Genomic DNA, 26346 nt, shown 5'->3' with positions numbered 1-26346 from the left:
GTCAGCGGCGTGGGCTCGCTTGTGACTTTCTTGTTATGACGTCGTGGATGACCGGTCTCGGCGGCGGGTCCTCTCGGCGGGTTTGGTGGTTTTTCGCCGAAGTCCGCATTCTGAGAACGCGCACTTCCGGTTGGCCATGGCTGAGATCATGCTGGTGCGGGACGTGCGCGCCGCGAACAAGATCGGAAAGGTTTCGGGGGAGGGCCCGGCCGAAGGCGAAACCGTGGCGGTGTATTGCGCGCGCGTTACGGAGCGTCACAGCAGGAATTGCGTGGCTTATACACGGGAAACTCCGCGCTATCGCAATCGACGTTTTTCCATGGGGCGCGACGGGCCGCTCGCCGGGCCGGGAGCGTGCGCGGGTCTCGCGGCGTGGGCGGTGCGGTGCCGGTCGAGGACGTACCGCAGCCCGAACTCGCTCGTGCCCGCGGCGGGTTGCGTGGCGCTCGGCGGCAACGGCGGTGCCCGGCCGAGGAGGTGCTGGACGGTCGCCGCGGTCCGTCGCCCCTTCGGGGGCCCGACGTGCCGGACGGATCATGCGTGCCGTACGTGCCGTACGGGCCGTATGGGCCGTATGGGCCGCCCCGCCGGCCCGCGGCGTGCGCGGAGCGGCGGGGCGGTGGGGAGGGGTGGCGGGGCGTGCCGTGCGGCCTCCGGCGTCCGACGCCGCCGGAGGCCTGCGGCGCGGGCTACGGCAGCTTCACGAACGGCGCGAGGAAGGCCCGGGCACCGGGGGTGTCCAGGCGGTACGTCACGTTGGTCGCGTAGCAGGGAGTGTCGCCGGTGATCGTGGTGGCGGCGAGGATCCGCTTGCCGCCGATGAGCGCGAAGTTGGGGCCGCCGGAGTCGCCGTAGCAGGCGCCGCCGTTGCCCTGCGGCGCGGTCATGGCGAGCCGGGCCCAGGAGGCGTTGAGGGCGTCGAAGGTGACGGGTGCCTTCATCCGGACGCCGCCGCCGGGGTGGGTCTGTCCGCCGGGGCCGTTGACGGCCTCCTGGGTGCCGTACCCGGCGACGAGCCAGTCGGTGGAGTTCAGGCCCCGCGGGCCGAGCCTGCCGAGCTGGTCGGCGGTGGGCAGGGTCGCCGGAGTGAAGCTCCAGCGGGCCTTGACCTCGGCCGCGGGCAGCTGGATCACCGCGATGTCGTGGGTGTCGGAGGCGGGGCCCGGGTAGTCGGGGTGCGTGTGGGCGGTGCCCCGGACGGCGACGGAGGCGGCCTGCGCGGCCGGGGCGCCCGGGTACTTCTTCGCCGCCGCGTCGAGCCCGGACTGCACGTCCTGGTCGAGGGAGACGTAGAAGCGCACGTTGTCGGGCCAGTCCGAGGTGCAGTGCGCGGCGGTCAGGAAGGTGTCCGCGTCGATCATGGTGCCGGAGCAGACCCAGTCGGCCCGGTCGGGGGTCGCGGGGTCGCCGTCGTCGTCCCAGGTGGCCACGAGCGCGCCGACCTCGGTGCGTTCGGGGGCGGGCGTGGCGTTGTAGGAGTTGATGGCGGAGGACGGCAGCGCGGTGGCGAGCACGGTGGCACAGGCCGCTGCGGTGACGGCGTAGGCGCGTACGGAGGTCAAGAGAAACCCTTCTACGGGTGGTCGGGTCTTCTCCTGTGGGGGGAGCGCCAGTGAACCGCCCGGGGGCGGTCGCGGCAAGAGTGCGCCCGCCCCTCCAGGGTTTTCCCTACGTCGGCCTGATCGCGGAGGTCAGCTCGCGGCGCGGACGAACTCCTCGTCGCCCGGCTTCACCTCGCGCAGGAGGCAGGTCAGCCGGGCCGTGCACACCCTCTTGCCGTTCTCGTCCGTGATGACGATTTCGTAGGTGGCCGTCGACCGCCCCCGGTGCACGGGCGTGGCCACCCCGGTGACCAGCCCGGAGCGCACACCGCGGTGGTGGGTGCAGTTCAGGTCGACCCCCACGGCGATCCTGGAGCTGCCGCCGTGCAGCATCGACCCGATCGAGCCGAGCGTCTCGGCGAGCACCGCGGACGCCCCGCCGTGCAGCAGTCCATAGGGCTGGGTGTTGCCCTCCACCGGCATCGTCCCGACGACCCGGTCCGCCGACGCCTCGGAGATCTGGACGCCCATCCGGTTGCCGAGGTGGCCCGCGGAGAACAGGGCCAGGAGATCGACGCCGAGCGCGGCGTACTCGTCGATGACCTCTTGCGGGAACTTCACATGCTGCTGCTCACCCATCGGGCCCGGCTCCGTTCGTCCTCGTCACTCGGCTGCCTGTGTCACTGAGCGAACGCTCAGTCGGTCGCCGATTGTTCCAGACGCACCACCACGGACTTGCTGGCCGGGGTGTTACTGGTGTCCGCGGTGGCGTCCAGCGGCACCAGCACGTTGGTCTCCGGGTAGTACGCGGCGGCGCAGCCCCGGGCCGTCGGGTAGTGCACGACGCGGAAACCGGGCGCCCTCCGCTCCACCCCGTCCCTCCACTCGCTGACCAGGTCCACGTAGACACCGTCCGCCAGCTTCAGGGCCCGCGCGTCCTCGGGGTTGACCAGCACCACCCGGCGGCCGTTGCGAACGCCCCGGTAGCGGTCGTCCAGGCCGTAGATCGTGGTGTTGTACTGGTCGTGCGAACGCAGCGTCTGGAGCAGCAGCCGGCCCTCGGGCAGCTCCGGGTACTCCACGGGAGCGGCGGTGAAATTGGCCTTGCCGGTGGCCGTCGGGAAACGGCGCTCGTCGCGCGGGGCGTGGGGCAGCGCGAAGCCGCCGGGGCGGGCCACGCGCGCGTTGAAGTCCTCGAAGCCCGGGATCACCCGGGCGATGCGGTCCCGGATGGTCGCGTAGTCCTTCTCGAACTCCTCCCACGGCGTGCGGCTGTTCTCGCCCAGCACGCGGCGGGCCAGGCGGCTGACGATGGCCGGCTCCGACAGCAGGTGCGGGCTCGCCGGCTCCAGCCGGCCCCGGGAGGCGTGCACCATGCCCATCGAGTCCTCGACCGTCACGAACTGCTCGCCGCCGCCCTGCAGATCGCGCTCGGTGCGGCCCAGCGTCGGCAGGATCAGGGCCCGCGCGCCGGTGACCGCGTGCGAGCGGTTCAGCTTCGTCGACACGTGCACGGTCAGCCGGGCCCGGCGCATGGCCGCCTCGGTGACCTCCGTGTCGGGGGACGCCGAGACGAAGTTGCCGCCCATGGCGAAGAAGACCTTCGCCTCGCCGTCGCGCAGGGCGCGGATGGCGCGGACGACGTCATAGCCGTGCTCACGCGGCGGCGCGAAGCCGAACTCCTTCTCCAGGGCGTCCAGGAACGCCGGCGCCGGGCGCTCGAAGATGCCCATCGTGCGGTCGCCCTGCACGTTCGAATGCCCCCGCACCGGGCACACGCCCGCGCCCGGACGGCCGATGTTGCCGCGCAGCAGCAGGAAGTTGACCACTTCCCTGATCGTGGGCACGGAGTGCTTGTGCTGGGTGAGGCCCATCGCCCAGCACACGATGATGCGCCGGGATCCGAGGACCATGCGCAGGGCCTTCTCGATGTCCTCCCGGCTCAGGCCCGTCGCCGTGAGCGTCTCGTCCCAGTCGGCGGCGCGGGCGGCCTCGGCGAACTCCTCGTAGCCGTGCGTGTGTTCCCGCACGAACTCCTCGTCGACCGCGCCGTCCGTCTGAAGGATCAGCTTGTTCAGGAGGCGGAACAGCGCCTGGTCGCCGCCGAGGCGGATCTGCAGGAACAGGTCGGTCAGCGCGGCGCCCCTGACCATGCCCTGCGCGGTCTGCGGGTTCTTGAAGCGCTCCAGGCCCGCCTCGGGCAGCGGGTTGACGCTGATGATCCGCGCGCCGTTGTCCTTGGCCTTCTCCAGCGCGGACAGCATGCGCGGGTGGTTCGTCCCCGGGTTCTGCCCGGCGACGATGATCAGGTCGGCCTTGTGGAGGTCCTCCAGCAGGACGCTGCCCTTGCCGATGCCGATCGTCTCCGACAGGGCCGAACCGGACGACTCGTGGCACATGTTCGAACAGTCGGGCAGGTTGTTCGTGCCGAGCTCGCGGGCGAACAACTGGTAGAGGAACGCGGCCTCGTTGCTGGTGCGGCCGGAGGTGTAGAAGACCGCCTCGTCCGGCGAGCCGAGGGCGGCGATCTCCTCGCCGATGATGTCGAAGGCGCGCTCCCAGGTGACCGGCTCGTAGTGCGTGCCGCCCTCGGGCAGGTACATGGGGTGGGTGAGACGTCCCTGCTGTCCCAGCCAGTAGCCGCTGCGGCCGGCCAGGTCGGCTACCGGGTGCGCGGCGAAGAACTCGGGCGTGACCCGGCGCAGGGTGGCCTCCTCGGCCACGGCCTTCGCGCCGTTCTCGCAGAACTCCGCCCTGTGCCGGTGCTCGGGCTCCGGCCAGGCGCAGCCGGGACAGTCGAAGCCGTCCTTCTGGTTCACGCTCAGCAGCGTCAGCGCGGTGCGCTTCACGCCCATCTGCCGCTGGGCGACGCGCAGCGTGTGCCCGATCGCCGGCAGCCCCGCGGCCGCGTGCTTCGGCCCGGCGACCTGCGGCGCGTCCTGAACCGGATCACTCTTCGGCGGCTTCGACGCCATCACACGCTCCCCTTCGACTGCACTGTGAGCTATGTCTCCGATCCTCGCACGGGGTGGTGACAGGGGAGGGGGTGGGCTGGGGGGAGGGGTGGGGGTGTGTGCGGGTTGTTTGGGGAGGTGACTGGTGCGGTCGCCTCGGGCCGCCGGGCTGGTTTCGTGGGGCGCCGGGCTGGTCCCGTCGGTCCGCCGTCGTCGGGTCACCGTCGTGGGGGCGGGGTACGGGGCACGGGACTACTGGGCCACGGGCGCGGGGCCTGGGCGGGCGCTGGGCCGGGGTTGGGCGCTGGCGGGGGCGACCGTCGTGGCGTTTGGGGGGTTCGCCGCTCTGGCGCCCACAGCAGCGGCCCTACATGGAGCGCGTGAGGAGGCGGAAGCGGTCGTCGAGCCGGTCGGCGATCTGCCAAGGGGGGAGCATCCACAGCCGGGCCGCGGCGGTTCGACCGACCTGGCATCAGCATGTTCGCCCGCCCCCTGGCGCTCGCAGGTTCACGCGGCCCGACGCTCGCAGGTTCACCCGCCCCCCCCTGGCACCCGCAGGTTTGCCCGCCCCGGCTCCGCAAGTCTGCCGCCCTGGCCATGGACGGGTCTGCCGTCCATGGCCCCGGGGGAGTGGGTGCGCCACGGCCTCAGCCGGGTGCGGTCCTGGCGGCGTGCGCGGTCCGCCGCCTCGGCTCCGGCCGGGTCCGCCGTCCCGGCCCAGCGGGGTCCATCCGTGGGGGCGGGGCGGAGTGTCAGTGGGGCGTGGCAGGATCGGGGGCGTGGCAGAGACAGCATCGAAGACGACCGACCAGACCTCCGGCGGCAGCCGGCCGCGACTGATGCTCATGGACGGGCACTCGCTGGCCTACCGCGCGTTCTTCGCGCTGCCCGCGGAGAACTTCACCACCGCGACGGGCCAGCCGACGAACGCGATCTACGGCTTCGCGTCGATGCTCGCCAACACGCTGCGCGACGAGGCGCCCACGCACTTCGCGGTCGCCTTCGACGTCTCCCGCAAGACGTGGCGCTCCCAGGAGTTCACGGAGTACAAGGCGAACCGCTCCAAGACCCCGGACGAGTTCAAGGGCCAGGTCGAGCTGATCGGCGAGCTCCTCGACGCGATGGGCGCCCAGCGCTTCGCGGTCGACGGCTTCGAGGCGGACGACGTCATCGCCACCCTCGCCACCCAGGCCGAGGCCGAGGGCTTCGAGGTGCTGATCGTCACCGGCGACCGGGACTCGTTCCAGCTGGTCAGCGAGCACACCACGGTGCTGTACCCGACCAAGGGCGTCTCCGAGCTGACCCGCTTCACCCCGGAGAAGGTATTCGAGAAGTACGGGTTGACGCCCGCGCAGTACCCGGACTTCGCTGCCCTGCGCGGCGACCCGTCGGACAACCTCCCCGGCATTCCCGGCGTCGGCGAGAAGACCGCAGCGAAGTGGATCAACCAGTTCGGTTCCTTCGCCGAGCTCGTCGAGCGCGTCGAAGAGGTCAAGGGCAAGGCCGGCCAGAACCTCCGCGACCACCTGGAGTCCGTCAAGCTCAACCGCCGGCTCACCGAGCTGGAGCGCCGGGTGGAGCTCCCCAAGGGCGTCAACGACCTGGAGCGCGCGGCCTACGACCGCAAGGCCGTCGCGATGATCCTGGACACCCTGGAGATCCGTAACCCGTCGCTGCGCGAGCGGCTCTTCGCCGTCGACCCCGGCGCCGAGGAGGCCGAGACCACCCCGGTCGACACCGAGGGTGTGCAGATCGACGGCACCGTGCTCGGCACCGGCGAGCTGCCCGCCTGGCTCACCGAGCACGGCACCCGGCCCCTCGCCGTCGCCACGGTCGACACCTGGGCACTCGGCACCGGCTCGGTCGCCGAGGTCGCTCTCGCCGCGCCCGGTGGCCCCGCCGCCTGGTTCGACCCCTCCCAGCTGGACGAGGCCGACGAGAGGGCCTTCGCCGCCTGGCTCGCCGACGCCGCCCGGCCCAAGGTCTTCCACAACGCCAAGGGCGCCATGCGCGTCTTCGCCGAGCACGGCTGGAGCGTCGAAGGCGTCACCATGGACACGGCCCTCGCCGCGTACCTGGTCAAGCCCGGTCGCCGCTCCTTCGACCTGGACGCGCTGTCCCTGGAGTACCTGCACCGGGAGCTGACCCCTGCCGCAGCGGCCGACGGCCAGCTCGCCTTCGGGGCGGACGACGCCGCCGAGGCCGAGGCCCTGATGCTCCAGGCCCGGACCGTCCTCGACCTGGGCCAGGCCTTCGAGACCCGCCTGGAGGACGTCGGCGCCGCCGACCTGCTGCGTGACATGGAGCTGCCCACCTCGGCGCTGCTCGCCCGCATGGAGCGGCACGGCATCGCGGCCGACCGGCCCCACCTGGAGGCCATGGAGCAGATGTTCGCCGGTGCGGTCCAGCAGGCCGTCAAGGAGGCCCACGCGGCGGCCGGGCACGAGTTCAACCTGGGCTCGCCCAAGCAGCTCCAGGAAGTCCTCTTCGGCGAGCTGGCCCTGCCCAAGACCAAGCGGACCAAGACCGGTTACACCACGGACGCCGACGCCCTCGCCTGGCTCGCCACGCAGACGGACAACGAGCTTCCGGTGATCATGCTCCGCCACCGCGAGCAGGCCAAGCTCCGCGTCACCGTCGAGGGCCTCATCAAGACGATCGCTGCGGACGGCCGCATCCACACCACGTTCAACCAGACCGTCGCGGCCACCGGCCGTCTGTCCTCCACCGACCCGAACCTGCAGAACATCCCGGTGCGTACGGACGAGGGCCGGGCGATCCGCCGCGGTTTCGTCGTCGGCGAGGGGTTCGAGTCCCTCATGACGGCCGACTACAGCCAGATCGAACTGCGTGTGATGGCGCATCTCTCCGAGGACGCCGGCCTGATCGAGGCGTTCACCTCCGGCGAGGACCTGCACACCACGGCCGCCTCCCAGGTCTTCGCGGTCGAGCCGACCGCGGTGGACGCAGAGATGCGCCGCAAGATCAAGGCCATGTCGTACGGCCTGGCCTACGGCCTGTCCGCCTTCGGCCTCTCTCAGCAGCTGAACATCGAGGCGGCGGAGGCCCGCGCCCTGATGGACGCGTACTTCGAGCGGTTCGGCGGCGTCCGGGACTATCTGCGCCGGGCGGTCGACGAGGCCCGCGCCACGGGGTACACGGCGACGCTCTTCGGGCGCCGCCGCTACCTCCCCGACCTCAACAGCGACAACCGCCAGCGCCGTGAGGCCGCCGAGCGGATGGCCCTCAACGCCCCGATCCAGGGCACCGCGGCCGACATCGTCAAGATCGCCATGCTGAAGGTCGACGCCGCGCTGAAGGAGGCCGGTCTCGCCTCCCGCATGCTCCTCCAGGTCCACGACGAAGTCGTGCTGGAGATCGCTCCGGGTGAGCGGGCCGCCGCCGAGGAACTGGTCCGCCGCGAGATGGCCAACGCGGTCCAGCTCCGCGTCCCGCTGGGCGTCTCGGTGGGCGCGGGACCGGACTGGGAGTCGGCGGCGCACTAGCCCGCCGCGCGGCTCGACCGCAGTGGTCCTGCGGGACGTGGCGGGGCCGGGCGGCCCGGGGGAACACCGGGGCACCCGGCCCCTGCGCCGGTCTGTCGAACGTGGTCGGACCGGGTGTGCCGACTCACCAGCGCATCCGGCCCACCAGGCCCGCCCCCCGCTGCGGAACCGTCACTCGCGTGGCCCCCGACAAGGCGCCCGGGCCCCCGGTCGTCGCCAGGATGCGGGGCATGGGTATACGCACCTTCCTCAGCCGTACGGCACCCGGTGTGGCGCTCACGCCGGTTCCGGTGTTCGAGGCCGCCGCGAGCACCGTTCGCGTCCCCGTCCCCTTCACCACGGCCCTGCGCCACACGACGGCGGACCTCCGGCAGCGCCTTCTCGCCCGCGGGCGACGCTCCACCGGCCCCTCCCGCACCGTCAACGCCGGAGCCGCCTCAGCTGTCATCGCCACAGGCGCGGTAGCGGGCACGGGCGCAGGCACAGATACGGACACCGCGCCGACCACCCTCCGTTGCGGTGACTCCCGTGCCCCCGACGCCCCCGGCAAGCCCTGCCGCCACTGGGCCCGGCTGGCCCGCGCTTATCTGACGCTCGCTCTCACACGGCGCCCGCGCACACGCCCCCGCTCACGCCCCGCGCACACCACCATCACGGTGTACATCACGACGGCCGACAGCCTCCTCAGCGAGCGGCCGGGCGGCTCGGCTCCGTCTCGGCGGCCGGGGCAGGGCCGGCGGAGCCGGCGGGGACCGGAGCCGGACGCCGCAGCCTGACGCCCACGGCGTAGAGCAGCAGCGCCGGGACGAGTCCCGCGCCCGCGCCGAAGCACACCGTCGGAACGATCTCCCACGGCTTCGCCTGCGAACCCCAGTACGCCCACCACCGTGCCGCCCGCTGCACCGCCCCCACCAGCGCGAAACCGCCGATCACGGCAGCGGCCGCCCAACGGTCGGCTGCCGTCAGCACGGGGACCCCCACCGGCTCCTCAAGGGGCGCCCGCCGCAGCGCGTGCGCCACGAACACGGCGATCACGACCGCCGCCACGGCCGAACCGCCGTACTGCAGGTACCAGTACAGCGGCGAGCCCGCCACCTCCCGGCCCAGCACCGGGAACAGCCGCATCCCCCACCGGTCGAGATGGGTGAACGCGTCCCAGACCACATGGGTCGACGCACCGAGCACCGCGGACACGTACCACCACGCCACCAGCGACGGCCGCACCCGCGCGCGGGGCGCACCGCAGCGCAGCAGCGCCGCCACCCGCCCCTGCCGGGCCCGCGGCAGCAGCGCCACGAGCGGCTCGCGCACGAGCAGCCACAGCCCCACCAGCGCCCAGGCGATGAGCACATCCACGGTGAAGACGCCCGCGAACGCGTGCGTGATGTCACCGAACTCCATCGCGGCGGGCAGCACACTCGCCGCGTAATAGGTCATGTCGGGCGCGAAGGAACCCGCCACGAGCACGGCGGGAACCAGGGGGCCCCGGCCGGTGCCGTCGGTGCGGACGGCGGGCAGTACGGCTGCCGCGTGGCTCAGCGTGAACGGCAACTCGGCTCCTCGCGGCGGTCGTTGCACCGGGCCGGGCGGATCCGGTGATCAGTCGCCCAGTATGCGGGATGCCACCGGGTGGACGGCGTGACGACCGCACATGACCAACTGGTGAAAAACGGTCACGAACGGGTGCCCGAGCAAAGGAAGTTGTCGTAGGGTCGCCAGAGCCGCCGCGCGGGGAGCGCGTCGTGTTCGTGACGGCGGTGATGAGCGGAACACGCAAGAGAACAGAGTTGTGACTGTCGGAGGGCAACCCCTCGGGCGGTTGGATCGTCACAACAGGGCGAACACTGAAGGCGAAGACCGGACGCCCCGGCGTCCACGGGAGGGGTTCACTCTATGGCGGCGCAATTCGGCAGTCGACTGCGCAAGGGGGCGGCGACGACCGCCGTGGCCGCGGTGGCGGTCGCGGCACTGTCCGCCTCCCAGGCTCCGGGCGTGAACGACCACGGCAGACAGACCGCCGCCGACGCCGCACCCGCACCCGACACGAGCGCCTCCGACGGCAGCGCCACCGGCAACTCGCCTTACTACACGGACCTGCCGCCGCTCAAGAGCCCCAACCCGTCACCGTCCACGGGCCCCGCCCCGGGCGTCACGGGCACGACGGAAGCCGGCATCCCCGCCACGGTCCTGGACGCCTACAAGAAGGCCGAGAGCGCGCTGCGCGAGGCCAAGCCCGGCTGCAACCTGCCCTGGCAACTCCTCGCCGCCATCGGCCGGGTGGAGTCGGGACAGGCCCGCGGCGGCAAGGTCAGGGCCGACGGCACCACCATCAAGCCGATTCTGGGCCCGCAGCTCGACGGCAACGGCTTCGCCCTCATCAAGGACACCGACGACGGCGCGTACGACGGCAACAGCTCGTACGACCAGGCCATCGGCCCCATGCAGTTCATCCCCTCCACCTGGGCTTGGGCCGGCCGCGACGGCAACGGCGACGGCAAGAAGGACCCCAACAACGTCTACGACGCCGCGCTCGCCGCCGGCCACTACCTGTGCCGCAACGACTGGGACCTGTCCCAGCAGGGCGACCTCGACCGGGCGATCCTCAGCTACAACAACTCGCGGGAGTACCTGAACCTCGTCATGAGGTGGCTGGAGTACTACCGCAAGGGCACGCACGAGGTTCCGGACGGCACCGGCACACTGCCCGACAACCGCAGCGACGACGGCGCGGGTGCGGGCGCGAACCCGACCCCCACCACGCCGGGCACGACGGGTACGACCCCTCCGGGCGCTTCGACGCCGAAGCCCGGCCCCAAGCCCGAGAAGCCGGGAAAGCCCGACAAGCCCTCCGGTGGCGGTTCGGCCACCCCGAAGCCGCCCACCCCTTCGCCCGGCACGCCCACCCCGCCGCCCACGACGACCCCCACGCCCACCGACACGGTGAACCACCTGGAGGACGCCGGAACCGGCAAGCTGACCGCCATGGCCGGTGACGTGTTCGGGCGGCGGATCAGCACCCGCGCCGAGACGCAGGCCGGCAAGTCCGTTGCCAAGGTGAGGGTCCGCTTCACGATCGTCGGCGACACGGACACCACCTTCACCGGCGGCGAGAGCGTGGCCACGGTCCTCACCAACAGCTCGGGCGTCGCCGTGGCACCCGCGCTGCGGGCGGGGGAGAAGACCGGGACCGTCACCGTCCGCGCCACCGTGGTCGGCCGTGCCGTCCCCGGCCTCGACTACAAGGCCACCGTCACCGAGCGGGCCGCCGACGCGCTCGCCCGCACCGGTGACGCGGCGCTGACCTGCGCCCCGGGCGGCACGTTCGCGAACCAGGTCGAGGTGAAGGCCACGTACAAGGGCGCCGTGGCCGACGGCGTCGCGGCCACCGCCACGCTGGTCAAGTCCGCGACCGACCCGGCCGCGAGCGACAAGGGCCCCTACTTCAAGGGCGCCGACGGCAAGGCCGTGCGCACCCTGACGGGCCTGAAGACGGACGCGAAGGGCCTGCTGACGCTGCCCCGGCTGTACGCGGACGACACGACCGGCACGTTCCTGCTGCGCGTCACCACGGCGGGCGGCGCGACCCTCACCGTCGAACTGACCGTCGCGGCAGCGGCCGAGACGTCCTCGCCGAGCCCGACGGCGAGCCCCAGCGCGTAGCTCTCCGGTACGACAGACGACGCCCCTTCTTTCGAGGAGGGGCGTCGTTGTGTGTGCAACGTGTTCTCATCTCCGCCACCCGTTGCTACGGTGCCGAGAAAGCTGACGGTTCATCAGTTTCGTTCGTCCCGACCCGCGGGAGGCCCCGTATGCGCGCCCTCGTCGCCGCCGCCGGCGGCCTCGCCCTCGCGTTCGCCGTGGTCCTGACGCTGACCGCCCTGGGGACGCCCTCGGGCGGGACGTCCCCGAAGCCGCTGCTGACGACGGTGCCCGCACACCCCTGACCGCCCCCCGGGAGGGAGGCCGAGATGCGCCGCAAGGCAAGCCTGGTCCTGCTCGCCCTCGCCGTGTTCTTCACGGCCCTGTCCCCGCTGCTGCGCTGGTACGCCTTCCCGCGCCTCGCCAAGGTCCCCGCCAACCATTACCAGGACATGGTCCTGGAGGCGAAGGACGCCACCCTCCTCGACTACGGCACGATGCGGGCCAAGAAGGTCTCCAAGGTCACCATCGTGCAGACCCTCAAGGGCGATGTGGAGGCGTCCGAGCGGATCGAGGAGTCGGCCGGCCGGGACGTCGTCGTCTGGGACGGCCTGTCCTACGTCGTCGGCCCCGACGGCACCATGGTGTCCAAGATCCCCGAGCGCTACATCTTCGACGCCCACACCCAGGACCCCGTCCACGCCACCGGCGAGTCGGTCGACGGCGACCCGGTGCGCCGCCGGGGCATCGAGTTCAAGTGGCCCTTCCTCACGGAGAAGCGGGACTACGAGTACTTCGACGCCCAGGCCCGCGTCACCGCGCCCATCGCCTACAAGGGCACCCGGAACTTCCGCGGCCTGGAGGTCTACTCCTTCGAGCAGACCATCCCCTGGACCGAGGTGAAGATCCCCAAGACCCTGCCCGTCGAGGGCCTCACCCCCGAGGCGGTCGCCGAGACGGGCACCACCCGCTGGTACACCACGGTCCGCACATTCTGGGTCGAGCCCCTCACCGGCGCCCCCGTGTACGGCGAGGAGATCCACCGGGAGGAACTGCGCGGCGGCGCCCTCCTTGGCGACCGCGACAAGGTGACCGCCTTCGCCGGCCACGTGAAGATGCGCGAGGACTACATCGCGCACACGGTCGACCTGGTGAAGTCCCAGCGCCTGCTCGTCCTGCTGATGACGTCGTACCTGCCGTGGGGCTTCCTGGCCCTCGGCGTCCTGCTCCTGGCCCTCGCGCTGTACCTGGAGGTCCGCGGCCGCCGCTCCGCCGGCCCGGCCTCCACAGCGGCCGAGGAGCCGTCGTCCGTCAGCGCCTGAGCCGCGCGTTGGTGTGCCGGGTCGGCTCGGCGGCCGCCGGGTCCTCGGGCCACGGATGCTTCGGATACCGCCCCCGCAGCTCCGCCCGCACGCCCTTGTAGCCGTCCCGCCAGAACGAGGCGAGATCGGCGGTGACGGCGGCCGGGCGCCCGGCCGGGGACAGCAGATGCACCAGCAGCGGCACCCCGGCGACCCGGGGCGACTCCTGGAGCCCGAACATCTCCTGCAACTTCACCGCGAGCACGGGCTGCTCGGGCCGGGAGTAGTCGATGCGGACCTTCGACCCGCTCGGCACGGTCATCCGCTCCGGCGCCAGCTCGTCGAGCCGCCCGGCCTCACCGGAGGCCCAGGGCAGCAACCGGGCGAGTCCCTGCCCGGCGTCGATGCGCGCCAGATCGGCCCGCCGCCGCGCCCGGCCGAGCTCCGGCTCCAGCCACTCCTCCACGCGCGCGTGCAGCGCCTCGTCGGACACGTCGGGCCACGGCTCCCCGAGATGCAGGCGCAGGAACGCGAGCCGCTGCCGCAGGACACCGGCCTCCGCCGACCAGCGCAGCAGCTCGAATCCCTCCCGCCGCAGCCCGTCGAGCAGCGCGTCGCGCACCAGCCCGGGGCCGGGGTCCTTCCACGCCCGTACGGCGAGCTCCACGGCCCCGAGCCGCTCCACCCTGCGGGCCACGACGTCCCCGCCGTCCCACCCGACCTCCTCCCGTTTCTCCAGCAAGGCGCCCGCCGCGAACCGGGCCGTCCCCTCGTCGACGGCGGCGCCCAGCTGCACGCGCGCGTGCCCCTTGCCGACGGGCCGGTCGGCCAGGGCGACAGCGATCCAGGGGGAACCGCGCAGCGCGCTCCCGTCAGCGGCCTCCGCCCGGGTCCCGGACACCATGAGATACGACCCGCCCTCGGCCCTGGCGACCCGTTCGGGAAAGGCGAGAGCGGCGACGAGCCCGACCCGCTGTTCCTCGGTCCGGCTCTCCGGCCCCTCGGCTCCCGCCTCCGCCGTGCCGGCGACACCGGAGACGGCGGCCCGCAGCCGCCGCACCTCACTGCGCCACCGCGCGCCATAGGCGTCGCCCCCGCGCCGGGCCCGGCGCAAGGCACCGGCCAGATCGTCGCCGTACTCCCGCGGAGCCTCCTCGCTGAGCAGCGCCACGACCTCCGCGGCCCCCTCGGCCCCCAGGAACGGGACGGAGTCGAGCAGCGCCCGCCCCAGCCGGGGGTGCACCCCCACCCGGCTCAGCCGGACCCCCCGCTCGGTGGCCCGCCCGGCAAAGTCCACCGCCCCCACCGCCGTCAGGACATCCCGGGCCGCCGCCATGGCCCCGGCGGGCGGCCCGTCCAGCAGCGCCAGCCCGGACGCGTCAGGATCCCCCCAGCACGCCACCTGGAGCGCGAACGCCGTCAGGTCGGCCACCTTGATCTCCGGCGACGGATACCGCGGCAGACGCGCGTCCTCGGCCTCCGCCCAGCAGCGGTACACGACCCCGGGCGCCTCACGCCCGGCCCGCCCCGCCCGCTGCCGCCCGGCCGCCTGCGAGGCCCGTACGGTCGTCAGGGCGCTGAGCCCGCGCGCGTGGTCCACCCGCGGCTCGCGCGCCAGCCCCGAGTCCACGACGACCCGCACCCCCGGCACCGTCAGGGACGACTCGGCGACCGACGTGGCCAGCACGACCCGGCGCCGCCGCCCGGGCGCCAGCACCGCGTCCTGCACGGCCGCCGGAGCCCGCCCGTGCACCTGGAGCACCTCGACGTCACCGAGCCCCCCGAGCTGCCCGGCGACCCGGGCGATCTCGCCCACGCCCGGCAGGAAACACAGCACGTCCCCGTCCCGCTCGGCCAGCGCCCGCCGGACTACGGACGCCACATGCGTCAGCAGCGCGGGGTCGACCCGCATCCCGTGCGGCGGCCGTACCGGACGCACCGGCGGTACCCACACCGTCTCGACCGGATGTGCCGCCCCCCGCGCCTCGACCACCGGCGCCCCGCCCAGGAGCCGCGCCCACCCCTGCGCGTCGGTCGTCGCCGAGGCCGCCACCAGCCGCAGCTCGGGCCTGAGCGCCTGCCGGACGTCCCACAGGAACGCCGCCGCCGTGTCCGCGTCCAGGTGCCGCTCGTGGCACTCGTCGAGCACCACCACGTCCGTGCCGGCCAGCTCCTGGTCCCGCTGGAGCCGCTGCACCAGCACCCCGGTCGTGACGACCTCCACGCGCGTGTGCCGCCCGACGACCCGCTCACCGCGCACGGTGTAGCCGACGCTCCCGCCGGGCTCCTCGCCCAGCAGCCAGGCCATCCGGCGCGCCGCCGCCCGGGCCGCGATCCGCCGCGGCTCGGCCACGATCACCCGCCGCTCGGGCCGCTCCCCCAGCAGACCCGCCAGCGCCAGCGGCACCAGGGTGGTCTTGCCGGTGCCCGGCGGCGCCACGAGGACGGCGGTGCCGTGCCCCTCCACGGCGTCCTCCAGGGCGGGCAGGGCGCCGCGTACGGGCAGGGAGTCCAGGGCGTCGTAACGGATCACGCCCTCAGTGTCGTACGCCCGGCGGGAGGCACCACGCGCGCGTGCCTCAGTCCCGCTCGCAGACGAAGATCGCGGTCCCCGGGATCAGGTTCCCGCGCAGCGGAGACCAGCCGCCCCACTCGGACGTGTTCCAGGCGGGCCACTCCGGCTCCACCAGGTCGACCAGGCGGAAGCCCGACGCCACGACGTCCCGGACGCGGTCGCCCAGGGTGCGGTGGTGCTCGACGTAGACCGCACGGCCCTCGTCGTCCTGCTCGACATAGGGAGTGCGGTCGAAGTAGGAGGCCGACACCGACAGGCCCTCCGGCCCCGGCTCGTCCGGGAAGGCCCAGCGGATCGGATGCGTCACCGAGAAGACCAGGCGGCCCCCGGGGCGCAGCACCCGGCGCACCTCCCGCATGACCTGGCGCGGATCGGCGACGAACGGCAGCGCCCCGTACGCCGAGCAGGCCAGGTCGAACGAGCCGTCCGCGAAGGGGAGCGCGCCGGCGTCGGCGCACACCAGGGGGAAGGAACCGCCGATGCGCAGCGCGTGCTGGAGCTGACGGTGCGAGATGTCCAGGGCGACCGGACGCGCGCCCTGGGCAGTAAGCCAGCGCGAGCACTGGGCGGCGCCGGCGCCGATCTCCAGCACGTCCCGGCCCTTCAGGCCCTCCGCCGGCCCGAGCAGTTCGGCCTCCACCTCGTCCAGTCCCTCGGGGCCCCACACGAAGCGGTCGTCACCGAGGAACGTGCCGTGCTCGATCTGGTACTCGTCCGCGTTGCGGTCCCACCAGCCACGATTGGCCCGGGAGCTCTCCGTGACATCGGCATCGCGCCGGGTGGCCTCGGGTTCGGACGCTTCGGACTCTTGGATGATCGGCTCCCTCGTCGTACTCTTCCGTCCAGCCGGTCCCGACACCGGCACAAAGGAGGCGTCCTGCGGCCTGCGTGGCCTCGGGCGACAGGATTTGTGCCGGGTATGCGGCGATCCGCCCCGCGTGGGCGGCTTCGCGCATTGACCCTGCCCGGCTGCCCCCGTATGCTACAAGTTGCGCTGCGGGCCTGCGCACCTCAGACGTAGCAGGTCGCGCTCGCATCTGTTGTATGTCCCCTCGGTTGTCGAGGCGCCACCAGTGGTTTTGTGTGGCGCTTCCTTGGCTGTCCGGCTTCTTCAGAGCGAAACGGGCTCCCGGCGTAAGCAGTACCTACGACTCACTGTCCGTACCGGAGCCCTTTCCCACATGACGAGCAGCACCGAGACCACCTCTACCACTCCGCAGGTAGCGGTCAACGACATCGGTAACGAGGAAGCTTTCCTCGCCGCGATCGACGAGACGATCAAGTACTTCAACGACGGCGACATCGTCGACGGCGTCATCGTGAAGGTCGACCGGGACGAGGTCCTGCTCGACATCGGTTACAAGACCGAAGGTGTCATCCCGAGCCGCGAGCTCTCGATCAAGCACGACGTCGACCCCAACGAGGTCGTCGCCGTCGGTGACGAGATCGAAGCCCTTGTTCTCCAGAAGGAGGACAAGGAAGGCCGCCTGATCCTCTCGAAGAAGCGCGCCCAGTACGAGCGCGCCTGGGGCACCATCGAGAAGATCAAGGAAGAGGACGGCATCGTCACCGGTACCGTCATCGAGGTCGTCAAGGGTGGTCTCATCCTCGACATCGGCCTCCGTGGCTTCCTGCCGGCTTCCCTCGTCGAGATGCGCCGTGTCCGCGACCTCCAGCCCTACGTGGGCAAGGAGCTCGAGGCCAAGATCATCGAGCTGGACAAGAACCGCAACAACGTGGTCCTGTCCCGCCGTGCCTGGCTGGAGCAGACCCAGTCCGAGGTCCGCCAGACGTTCCTCACGACCCTCCAGAAGGGTCAGGTCCGTTCCGGCGTCGTCTCCTCGATCGTCAACTTCGGTGCCTTCGTGGACCTGGGTGGCGTCGACGGCCTGGTGCACGTCTCGGAGCTCTCCTGGAAGCACATCGACCACCCCTCCGAGGTTGTCGAGGTCGGCCAGGAAGTCACCGTCGAGGTCCTCGACGTCGACATGGACCGCGAGCGTGTCTCCCTGTCGCTGAAGGCGACCCAGGAAGACCCGTGGCAGCAGTTCGCCCGCACCCACCAGATCGGCCAGGTCGTGCCCGGCAAGGTCACGAAGCTGGTTCCGTTCGGTGCGTTCGTCCGCGTGGACGAGGGCATCGAGGGTCTGGTCCACATCTCCGAGCTGGCCGAGCGCCACGTGGAGATCCCGGAGCAGGTCGTCCAGGTCAACGACGAGATCTTCGTCAAGGTCATCGACATCGACCTCGAGCGCCGTCGCATCAGCCTCTCGCTGAAGCAGGCCAACGAGTCCTTCGGCTCGGACCCGGCCTCGGTCGAGTTCGACCCGACGCTCTACGGCATGGCCGCGTCGTACGACGACCAGGGCAACTACATCTACCCCGAGGGCTTCGACCCCGAGACCAACGACTGGCTCGAGGGCTACGAGACCCAGCGCGAGGCGTGGGAGACCCAGTACGCCGAGGCGCAGCAGCGCTTCGAGCAGCACCAGGCGCAGGTCATCAAGTCCCGCGAGGCGGACGAGAAGGCCGCTGCCGAGGGTGGCGAGGCCGCCGCTCCGGCCGCGTCCGGTGGTGGCGGTTCGTACTCCTCCGAGGGCCCGGACAACTCCGGTGCGCTGGCCTCGGACGAGGCGCTCGCCGCGCTGCGCGAGAAGCTGGCCGGTGGCCAGAGCTGACGTCGGCTTCTAGCTGAGGGCAGTTGAAGGCTTGAGGGGCCGTACCTTTCGGGGTGCGGCCCCTCGGTCGTGCCCGTCAAGATCATGAATCTCCTCCCGGGGGAATGCCCAGCCCCGCAACGGCGTTGTCCGGTGTGAACACGAGGAGGAGCGGTCACTGTGCTTGATCCGCAGGGTTTGTACGCATGGGAGCCGAAGGGCCTGGCCGTCGTCGACATGGCGCTCGCCCAGGAGTCGGCCGGACTTGTCATGCTCTACCACTTCGACGGATACATCGACGCGGGCGAGACGGGCGACCAGATCGTCGACCGGGTGCTCGGCTCCCTGCCCCACCAGGTCGTCGCCCGCTTCGACCACGACCGGCTCGTGGACTATCGCGCGCGCCGCCCGCTGCTGACGTTCAAGCGCGACCGCTGGACCGACTACGAGGACCCCGCCCTGGAGGTGCGGCTCGTGCAGGACGCGACCGGCGCGCCCTTCCTGCTGCTGTCCGGCCCCGAGCCGGACGTGGAGTGGGAGCGCTTCGCCGCCGCCGTGAAGCAGATCGTGGAGCGGCTCGGCGTCCGCCTCTCCGTGAACTTCCACGGCATCCCCATGGGTGTCCCGCACACCCGCCCGGTCGGCCTCACCCCGCACGGCAACCGCACCGACCTCGTCCCGGGCCACCCGAGCCCGTTCGAGGAGGCGCAGGTGCCTGGCAGCGCCGAGTCCCTCATCGAGTACCGCCTGCTCCAGGCCGGGCACGACGTCCTGGGCGTCGCCGCCCACGTCCCGCACTACATCGCCCGCTCCCCGTACCCGGACGCGGCCCTGACGGTGCTGGAGGCCATCACGGCGGCGACCGGCCTTGTCCTGCCCGGCATCGCCCACGCGCTGCGCTCGGAGGCCCACCGCACCCAGACGGAGATCGACCGGCAGATCCGCGAGGGCGACGAGGACCTCACCGCGCTCATCGACGGCCTCGAGCACCAGTACGACGCCGTCGCGGGTGCCGAGACCCGGGGCAACATGCTCGCCGAGCCGGTGGACATTCCGTCGGCGGACGAGATCGGCCAGGAGTTCGAGAAGTTCCTGGCGGAACGAGAAGGCGACAACTGATCCCCGGGGGCCGGCCGAGGGCCCTGTCAGCGACAGGGCCTAAGCTGCGGGCATGCTGAAGGTGGGCCTGACCGGTGGCATCGGTGCCGGCAAAAGCGAGGTGTCACGGCTGCTCGTCGCACACGGGGCCGTGCTGATCGACGCGGACCGCATCGCGCGGGAGGTCGTCGCACCGGGGACGCCGGGGCTCGCCTCCGTCGTCGAGGCCTTCGGTGAGGAGGTCCTCGCCGCCGACGGCAGCCTGGACCGGCCCCGCCTCGGCGCGGTCGTCTTCTCCGACGCGGACAAGCTCGCGACCCTCAACGCGATCGTCCACCCCCTGGTCGGTGCCCGCTCCCGAGAGCTGGAGGAGGCCGCCGCCGGGGACGCCGTGGTGATCCACGACGTCCCGCTCCTCACGGAGAACGGCCTGGCGCCGCTCTACGACCTGGTGATCGTCGTCGACGTGGCGCCCGAGACGCAGCTCGACCGGCTCGTACGGCTGCGCGGCATGCGCGAGGAGGACGCCCGCGCGCGGATGGCCGCTCAGGCGACACGCGAGCAGCGCCGGGAGATCGCCGACATCGTGATCGACAACGACGTCCCGCTGGCCGAGCTGGAGCAGCGCGTGAAGGACGTCTGGGACGAGCTCGTCCGCAGGTCGCGGGCGCCCAGGCCGTCTCCCGCGGAATAGCGGCGGCGCCCACGGGCGTTGAACCCGTGCAGTGAGGGAAGGACTCTGCCGTGCCCGAGACCAGCGGTTCGACCGGACGTACCCCGGAGACGCACGTCATCGACTTCCGCGCCGCCGAGCAACTGCTCGCCGCGCGGGACCCGCGGGGCGCGGTGAAGCTGCTCGACCGCGTCATCGCCACCCACCCCGAGAACACCGCGGCCCGGCTGCTGCGGGCCCGGGCCTTCTTCGCGGCGGCGCAGCTCAGGCCGGCGGAGCTCGAGTTCCAGATCGTCCTGGAGCGGGAGCCGGACAACGCGTTCGCGCACTTCGCGCTCGCTCGTACGTATGAGCGGCAGGGCCACCCCGACCAGGCGAAGCGCCACTTCCGCCTGGCGGCCGCGCTGGACCCGAACCCGGAGTTCCTGAAGGCCGCGCGCTTCGACTCGTGACCGGCCGCCCGCTCCCGCGTCAGCGGCGATCGTCCGGCGGCCGGTAGGGCGGGATGTCGGGGCCCGGCTGGTAGTGCGGACCCTGCCGGATGTGCCGCAGGACGACGACCAGGTCGATCGCGACGATCAGCAGCAGCACACCGCAGGCGATGGCCCACCCGGTCCGGCCGACGACGACGAACGCCACCGTCCCGAAGAGCGCCCAGACCAGCCCCCACACGCTCAGCCAGAAACGCGCCCGCAGGGCACTGCGCGCGGTCCGCGGTTCACTCCCTGTACGCATCGTCGATCACCACTCCTGTTTGCAACGTACTCCTCGAAACCGGGGTCCACCAAGGCCGACGGAACCGGGGGAGGGAGACGGGAAGGGAAGGGGGTGCGACGGGAAGGGAAAGGGGAGGGGCGAGCCGGGAGTCCGCCTGCGAGCCGTGCCGCCGACGCTCCGTTCACCCCGTTCACTCGATCGGGTGAAGACTGGTGAAACGGGAACGGGTGTGCGGGGGTGGCCCGTTGAACGGGCATGGAGATGAGAATGCGTGAGGGGTACGAGGGGACGGGACCCGGCGCCATCACCCCGGACGGCTGCGCGGTGGAGCTGTACGCGCGGTTGCCCGTCCGGGACGAGCCGGATGTGATCACCGCCGCCGTGCCCCCGGGTGCGCACATCCTGGAACTCGGCTGTGGCGTCGGACGCCTCACCCACGCCCTGCTGGACCGCGGATTCACGGTCACGGCGGTGGACGAATCCGCCCCGATGCTGGAGCGCGTGCGTGGCGCCCGGACGATACTCGGCCCGATCGAGGAGCTGGACCTCGGCGAGCGGTTCGACGTGGTGCTGCTCGCGTCCTTCCTCGTGCACGCGGGAGACGTCGAGGTGCGGCGCGGCATCCTGCGCGCGTGTGTACGTCATGTCGCTGAGGGCGGCTGCGTGCTGATCCAGCGCGAAGGCGAGGACCACCACGTCGACGTACCGCGCGAGCGCAAGGACCCCGGCGGCTTCACCGTACGGATCGCGTCCTCGGAGCCGCTCGGGGACGGGGCCCACTCGGTGCACGCGGAGTACGAGTTCCCCGACGCGGTCTGGACCCAGACCTTCCGCTCGCGACCGCTGACGAAGCACCAGTTCGAGGAGGCGCTGGGGGAGGTGGGGCTGGTGGTGGACCGGTATCTGACACCGGATCGTATGTGGGTGAGGGCGGTGCCTAGGGGCTAGCCGGCGCGAGGGGTGGCGATGACCGGAGGAGACCGTCCGACCGTCTGTGACTCGGTGTCGACGCACCTCGCCTCGTGCGGGGACGCCGAACTGCGCGCCCTGCTCGACGCAGCCGTGCCGCTGGGCACGGGCATCGGAGGGAGATCGGCCCGGCTGGAGGTGTCCGGTACACCGGTCTTCGTGAAGCATGTGCCGCTGACCGACGAGACTCCGGCAGCTCAGCCACTGAGGGACGGCGTCGGTGAGACGAGGCGAGTGGACTGCGACGGACACCGATGAGTTCGGCGCCTCGGCAGGGTCCATCTCAGCGACAGCATCACGGACCACTTGCCGCAGGAGACCTCCATGTCCGAGACCACCGCTCCCACCACCGCCCCCACCGCGTCCGCCCCGACCGGCGTCGTCGCGGAGTCCCCGGCCGCTCGCGGGCGGCGTGCCCGGATCGCGCTGCGCGGTCTCCAGGTCGTGCTGGCCCTCTTCTACGTGATCGCGAGCGCCCTGCCGAAGCTCATCGCGCATGCCTCAGCCGTCGAGTCCTTCGAGGAGCTCGGCTGGGGAAGTGCCGGGATGTACACGATCGGCGTGCTCGAACTGGCCGGGGGAGTCGCCCTGTTGGTCCCCGTGCTCCAGTCGGTGGCGGCGATGGCGCTGAGCGCGCTGATGGTGGGCGCGTTCGTCGTCCAGGTGACCGTCTTCGACGGGCAGTACGCGGCGACGCCGCTCATCCTGATCGTGCCGCTCGCCCTCATCGCCTGGGCGAGGCGGAGCCACAACGCCGATCTGCTGCGCCTGCTGAGGCGGCGGGCCTGACGGTGGCGGGTACGACCGCGGCGGCGTCCGGGGAGGGCCATGGGCTCGTCCCGGACGCCGGCGTGTTGCTCCGTGTCAGGGCCTGGGCTTGCCGAAGCCGGGCCCGGCGCCAGGACGGGGGAACGGGCCGGGGCCAGGACCGGGGTACGGGCCCGGGCCGCCCGCGCCGCGGAGCCGTTCCAGCTCGCGGCGGTCGCGTTTCGTCGGGCGGCCCGCGCCGCGGTCGCGGATGCCGGCGGGGGCGACGGCCTCGCGGGGCGGGGGCGGCGGGGAGTTGTCGATGTAGCACTGGGCGGCGACAGGGGCTCCGACCCGCTTGCGGATCAGCCGCGTCACCACGACGACCCGTTCGCGGCCCTCGTGCCGCAGCCGCACCTCGTCACCGACGCGCACCGCGTGCGCGGGCTTCACGCGCTCGCCGTTGACGCGCACGTGCCCGCCCCGGCAGGCGGTGGCTCCCATCGAGCGGGTCTTGACGAGCCGGACGGACCAGATCCAGCTGTCCACGCGGACGGTCCCCCCGCCAGGCGGGCCGGCGGCCTCGGCGGCGGCGATTGCCGCGGCGACCTTCGGATCCTGGGACTCCGGCTCGCCGTTCCGGGAGCCGCTTGCGGGCTCGGGGGACTGGGGCGCCAGGGACTCGGGCGCCAGGGGCTCGGTCCGGTCCGCCGCATCCGGGGTCCCGTCCGCCCCTTCGTACTCCGCACCATGAGAAGCCATGTCCCCGACCTTAGTCCTCCGAGCCGCCCTGCCGAACGGGATATCTCCTCCCTCCTGCCAAAGGGGCCGCTGAGTGGCCGCGCCGGAGTGTCCGCCCCGATGCTCGGCGATCTTGCCCCCGGTGACGACCGCCACCCGCGTCTGCGCCTACCGTGGAGTGATGGACGCGAGCGGCCTTCCTCTCCTCGACCGGCGTATAGCGGACTGCCGGGCCTGCCCGCGGCTGGTCTCCTGGCGTGAGGAGACGGCCCGTGCCAAGCGAGCGGCCTTCGCGGACTGGACGTACTGGGGCCGGCCGGTCCCCGGGTTCGGGCCGGCGGACGCCCGGCTGCTGATCGTCGGACTCGCCCCCGCCGCCCATGGGGGAAACCGCACCGGCCGGATGTTCACCGGCGACCGCTCCGGGGACGTCCTCTACGAGGCGCTGTACGACGTGGGCCTCGCCTCCCAGCCGACCGCCGTGCACGCCCACGACGGTCTGGAGCTGTACGGCGTGCGCGTCACCTCGCCCGTGCACTGCGCCCCACCCGCGAACAAGCCCACCCCGCAGGAACGGGACACCTGCCGCCCCTGGCTCGTGCAGGAACTGCGGCTGCTGCGCCCGACGTTGCGGGCCGCGGTCGTGCTCGGCGGCTTCGGCTGGCAGGCCGCGCTGCCGGCGTTCGCCGAGGCCGGCTGGCCCGTGCCCCGGCCGCGTCCGGCCTTCTCGCACGGTGCCCGGTACCACCTCGACGGTCTGGAGCTGTTCGGCTGCTTCCACGTCAGTCAGCGCAACACCTTCACCGGCCGGCTCACCCCCGCCATGCTGCGTGACGTCCTGCGGACGGCGGGGCGGGCCGCGGGGCTGCCGACCGCGAGTGGCTAGGTCTTGTCCGCTGAGTCCCTCCGTCCGCCCGCGGGGCAGGAGGGACTTTGCGGACACGGCCTAGGAGGCCTCCTCGCCGAACAGGTGGCGGACCGTGGAACGGTAGTTGGTGCGGACGTGGGTCAGCGCGTGCGCGCGGGCCCGGTCCGGGTCGCCCGAGGCGATGGCCTCGTACAACTCGCGGTGCTCCACGAGGAGCTGGGGCCATTCCTCGTTGCGCCGGGTCATCCAGCGCAGCCGGCCGGCGACCGGTTCCAGGGCCTCGGTCAGCAGACTGTTGCCGGCCATCGCCACGATCCGGTCGTGCAGGCGGCTGTTGACGTCGGTGATCGTCTCGGCGTCCCCGGCCTCGGTGGCGGCGGCCGCGCGGTCGATCAGGTCCCGGACCTCGGCCAGGTCCTCCCGTGTCGCGCGGGATGCGGCGAGTCCGGCGGCGTAGACCTCCAAGGCCTCTCGCAGTTCGAACAGTTCCTTGACGTCGGTCGGGGTGAGGCGGCGCACCACCGTGCGGCGGGGGGTCTCGAAGTGGACGAAGCCCTCGGCCACCAGGGCCCGGATCGCCTCCCGGACCGGCACGCGCGAGACACCGAAACGCTCCGCCAGTTCGCGCTCGACCAGGCGGTCTCCGGGGCGGAGGCTGCCCGCGATGATCTCCTGGCGCAGATCGGCCGTGACGCGTTCGCGGACCGCTCCGAGGGGTTCGATCTTCGTCATGCAGCCATCTTCGTCGACACGCGGGGTCTTTTACGCAGCGTTAACGACGGCGACATCGGTCAGAACGGTTGACGGCGAGACCATGAGGCAGTTTGGTATACCAAACACCTCGCAGGGCGGCCGTCCGCAGTCCTGTTCGAACAGTCCTCCGTCGTCCCCTTGCTCTGGAGGCCCCCGTGTCCCTGGCCGACCGTGCCGCACCCACCGGAACCCAGGCGTTCGTTCCGGATCCCCGGCTCACCAACGAAGACCTCGCGCCCGCCAAGAAGCGCAACTGGAAGGTCTTCGACCTCTTCGCCATGTGGATGTCCGACGTCCACAACCTCGGCAACTACACCTTCGCGGCCGGTCTGCTCTTCCTGGGTATGAACGTCTGGCAGATCTTCACGTCCCTGCTCGTCGGGTTCGTGATCATCTACATCGGCATGAACTGGATGGGGAAGATCGGCCAGCGCCACGGCGTGCCCTTCCCGGTGGTCAGCCGGATCGCGTTCGGTATCTGGGGCGCCAACATCCCCGCGCTGATCAGAGCCGTGATCGCCATCATGTGGTACGGCATCCAGACCTACCTCGCCTCCGTCGCCGTCAATGTGATGCTGCTGGCGGCCTGGCCCGGTCTGGAGTCCTGGACGCACAACTCCTTCCTGGGCCTGGACGCGCTCGGCTGGGTCTCCTTCGTCGCCCTGTGGCTGGTCCAGGCGGCCATCATCAGCCGGGGCATGGAATCGGTCCGCAAGTTCCAGGACTTCTGCGGTCCGGCGATCTGGCTGGTCATGATCGCGCTGGCCGTGTGGATCCTCGCCAAGGCCGGCTGGACGATCTCGCTCACCTCCACCCCGCACCCGGTCTCCGTCGGCGAGCAGTGGCGCCAGTGGTTCGGTGCGATCGGCCTGGTCCTCGCCACGTACGGCACGCTCATGCTCAACTTCTGCGACTTCTCCCGCTTCGCCCCCGACTACACGTCGGTCCGGCGCGGCAACTTCTGGGGCCTGCCCGTCAACTCCACGGCCTTCGTGATCGTGTCGGTCATCGTCACCGCCGGCGCCTTCGAGGTCTTCGGCAAGGAGATCACCGACCCGGCCTACCTCGTCGCCGAGATCGGCAACATCTGGGTGCTGGTGCTGGGCGCGCTGACCTTCGCCATCGCCACCATGGGCGTCAACATCGTCGCCAACTTCGTCTCGCCGGCGTACGACCTGGCCAACGTCTGGCCGCAGAAGATCACGTTCAAGGTCGGCGGCATGATCAGCACCGTCGCGGCGCTGCTCGTCACCCCCTGGAACCTCTTCTCCAACCCGACCGTCGTCAACTACTTCCTCGGCGGCCTCGGCGCCTTCCTCGGCCCGCTGTTCGGCGTGATCATGGTCGACTACTACTGGGTCAAGCGCGGCCGCGTGAACGTCGACGAGCTCTTCGACGCCTCTCCGGGCGCCCGCTACCACTACCGCAAGGGCGTCAACCCCAAGGCGCTGTGGGCGTTCCTGCCGGCGGCCGGTGTCGCCGCGGTGCTCGCGCTGGTGAAGACCTTCAGCGACGTGGCCCCCTACTCCTGGTTCATCGGCACGGCGCTCGCCGCCGGCATCTACGCCGCCCTGGGCCGTTCCGAGCGCGCCACCGCGGAGGTCTGA

General features: G+C 72.0%; 22 protein-coding genes. 13 read left to right on the top strand and 9 right to left on the bottom strand.

All coding sequences use genetic code 11. The features are described from left to right. Window positions 1-689: 689 nt before the first annotated feature. The 3 genes from AC0665_RS26710 to AC0665_RS26700 all read right to left on the bottom strand — a co-directional run bounded on the left by AC0665_RS26710 (window position 690) and on the right by AC0665_RS26700 (window position 4516). Window positions 690-1562: a trypsin-like serine protease gene (locus tag AC0665_RS26710; protein WP_478705922.1), complete on the bottom strand. Its 873-nt coding sequence runs from the start codon at window positions 1560-1562 to the stop codon at window positions 690-692. 129 nt (window positions 1563-1691) lie between these two features. Then, window positions 1692-2180, bottom strand: coding sequence for a PaaI family thioesterase (locus AC0665_RS26705; RefSeq protein WP_478607235.1), 489 nt, complete (start codon window positions 2178-2180; stop codon window positions 1692-1694). A 56-nt stretch (window positions 2181-2236) separates the two neighbouring features. Then, window positions 2237-4516 (bottom strand): FdhF/YdeP family oxidoreductase, encoded by a 2280-nt coding sequence (locus tag AC0665_RS26700; protein ID WP_478705921.1) that lies wholly within the window; start codon window positions 4514-4516, stop codon window positions 2237-2239. A 758-nt stretch (window positions 4517-5274) separates the two neighbouring features. On the opposite strand from AC0665_RS26700, the gene polA reads away from it, so the two are divergent. Further along, window positions 5275-8001, top strand: coding sequence for a DNA polymerase I (gene polA / locus AC0665_RS26695; RefSeq protein ID WP_468411149.1), 2727 nt, complete (start codon window positions 5275-5277; stop codon window positions 7999-8001). 684 nt (window positions 8002-8685) lie between these two features. Here the strand turns inward: polA and AC0665_RS26690 are convergent. Further along, on the bottom strand, window positions 8686-9552 hold the full coding sequence (locus AC0665_RS26690) for a DUF4184 family protein (RefSeq protein WP_478705920.1): 867 nt from the start codon (window positions 9550-9552) through the stop codon (window positions 8686-8688). A gap of 342 nt (window positions 9553-9894) precedes the next feature. Here AC0665_RS26690 and AC0665_RS26685 point away from each other — a divergent pair, with 342 nt between their 5' ends. The 3 genes from AC0665_RS26685 (at window position 9895) to pgfA (ending at window position 12962) form a co-directional block, all read left to right on the top strand. Then, the gene (locus AC0665_RS26685; protein ID WP_478607227.1) at window positions 9895-11661 is read left to right on the top strand and encodes a lytic transglycosylase domain-containing protein; all 1767 of its coding nucleotides are present in this window, start codon (window positions 9895-9897) and stop codon (window positions 11659-11661) included. 149 nt (window positions 11662-11810) lie between these two features. Further along, window positions 11811-11945, top strand: a complete 135-nt coding sequence (locus tag AC0665_RS26680; RefSeq protein WP_363120163.1) for an SPW_0924 family protein — start codon at window positions 11811-11813, stop codon at window positions 11943-11945. Between the two features lie 24 nt (window positions 11946-11969). Further along, entirely contained in the window at window positions 11970-12962 is a 993-nt protein-coding gene (gene pgfA / locus AC0665_RS26675; protein ID WP_478509941.1) for a cell envelope lipid trafficking protein PgfA, read from the top strand. Here the strand turns inward: pgfA and hrpB are convergent. Both hrpB and AC0665_RS26665 read right to left on the bottom strand, forming a co-directional pair. Continuing rightward, complete coding sequence (hrpB, locus tag AC0665_RS26670; protein ID WP_478607224.1) at window positions 12952-15474, bottom strand: ATP-dependent helicase HrpB; 2523 nt, start codon at window positions 15472-15474, stop codon at window positions 12952-12954. The two genes, pgfA and hrpB, sit on opposite strands and share 11 nt — an antisense overlap. Window positions 15475-15520: 46 nt before the next feature. Further along, window positions 15521-16375: a class I SAM-dependent methyltransferase gene (locus AC0665_RS26665; protein ID WP_468637531.1), complete on the bottom strand. Its 855-nt coding sequence runs from the start codon at window positions 16373-16375 to the stop codon at window positions 15521-15523. 322 nt (window positions 16376-16697) lie between these two features. Between AC0665_RS26665 and rpsA the strand changes: the two genes are divergently transcribed. The 4 genes from rpsA (at window position 16698) to AC0665_RS26645 (ending at window position 20396) form a co-directional block, all read left to right on the top strand. Further along, window positions 16698-18194 (top strand): 30S ribosomal protein S1, encoded by a 1497-nt coding sequence (rpsA, locus tag AC0665_RS26660; RefSeq protein ID WP_142164567.1) that lies wholly within the window; start codon window positions 16698-16700, stop codon window positions 18192-18194. A gap of 159 nt (window positions 18195-18353) precedes the next feature. Next, window positions 18354-19292, top strand: coding sequence for a PAC2 family protein (locus tag AC0665_RS26655; RefSeq protein ID WP_468411137.1), 939 nt, complete (start codon window positions 18354-18356; stop codon window positions 19290-19292). Window positions 19293-19344: 52 nt separating this feature from the next. Continuing rightward, complete coding sequence (gene coaE, locus AC0665_RS26650; RefSeq protein WP_468411135.1) at window positions 19345-19965, top strand: dephospho-CoA kinase; 621 nt, start codon at window positions 19345-19347, stop codon at window positions 19963-19965. Between the two features lie 50 nt (window positions 19966-20015). Further along, window positions 20016-20396, top strand: a complete 381-nt coding sequence (locus AC0665_RS26645; protein ID WP_363120168.1) for a tetratricopeptide repeat protein — start codon at window positions 20016-20018, stop codon at window positions 20394-20396. A 19-nt stretch (window positions 20397-20415) separates the two neighbouring features. On the opposite strand, the gene AC0665_RS26640 is transcribed toward AC0665_RS26645, so the two are convergent. Beyond that, window positions 20416-20679: a DUF6343 family protein gene (locus AC0665_RS26640; RefSeq protein WP_478509943.1), complete on the bottom strand. Its 264-nt coding sequence runs from the start codon at window positions 20677-20679 to the stop codon at window positions 20416-20418. Window positions 20680-20928: 249 nt separating this feature from the next. On the opposite strand from AC0665_RS26640, the gene AC0665_RS26635 reads away from it, so the two are divergent. The 3 genes from AC0665_RS26635 (at window position 20929) to AC0665_RS26625 (ending at window position 22419) form a co-directional block, all read left to right on the top strand. Next, entirely contained in the window at window positions 20929-21609 is a 681-nt protein-coding gene (locus tag AC0665_RS26635; protein WP_478607215.1) for a class I SAM-dependent methyltransferase, read from the top strand. 18 nt (window positions 21610-21627) lie between these two features. Continuing rightward, window positions 21628-21888 carry a hypothetical protein gene (locus tag AC0665_RS26630; protein WP_478607212.1) on the top strand — a complete coding sequence of 87 codons (261 nt, stop codon included), beginning with the start codon at window positions 21628-21630 and terminating at the stop codon, window positions 21886-21888. Window positions 21889-21954: 66 nt separating this feature from the next. Further along, on the top strand, window positions 21955-22419 hold the full coding sequence (locus AC0665_RS26625) for a DoxX family protein (RefSeq protein WP_478607209.1): 465 nt from the start codon (window positions 21955-21957) through the stop codon (window positions 22417-22419). A 75-nt stretch (window positions 22420-22494) separates the two neighbouring features. Here AC0665_RS26625 and AC0665_RS26620 read toward each other — a convergent pair whose 3' ends face one another. Then, a complete protein-coding gene (locus tag AC0665_RS26620) occupies window positions 22495-23139 on the bottom strand; it encodes an RNA-binding S4 domain-containing protein (protein WP_478705919.1) in 645 nt (214 codons plus the stop codon). A gap of 160 nt (window positions 23140-23299) precedes the next feature. Between AC0665_RS26620 and AC0665_RS26615 the strand changes: the two genes are divergently transcribed. After that, window positions 23300-24004: a uracil-DNA glycosylase gene (locus AC0665_RS26615; protein ID WP_363120236.1), complete on the top strand. Its 705-nt coding sequence runs from the start codon at window positions 23300-23302 to the stop codon at window positions 24002-24004. 60 nt (window positions 24005-24064) lie between these two features. Here the strand turns inward: AC0665_RS26615 and AC0665_RS26610 are convergent, their stop codons facing one another. After that, a complete protein-coding gene (locus tag AC0665_RS26610) occupies window positions 24065-24718 on the bottom strand; it encodes a GntR family transcriptional regulator (protein ID WP_478705918.1) in 654 nt (217 codons plus the stop codon). A gap of 176 nt (window positions 24719-24894) precedes the next feature. On the opposite strand from AC0665_RS26610, the gene AC0665_RS26605 reads away from it, so the two are divergent. Further along, on the top strand, window positions 24895-26346 hold the full coding sequence (locus tag AC0665_RS26605) for an NCS1 family nucleobase:cation symporter-1 (RefSeq protein ID WP_478705917.1): 1452 nt from the start codon (window positions 24895-24897) through the stop codon (window positions 26344-26346).

This window comes from Streptomyces sp. NPDC043685, from assembly GCF_056436585.1.
The sequence above is the reverse complement of the archived record's forward strand: the minus strand, read 5'-3'. Positions and strand labels throughout refer to the sequence as shown.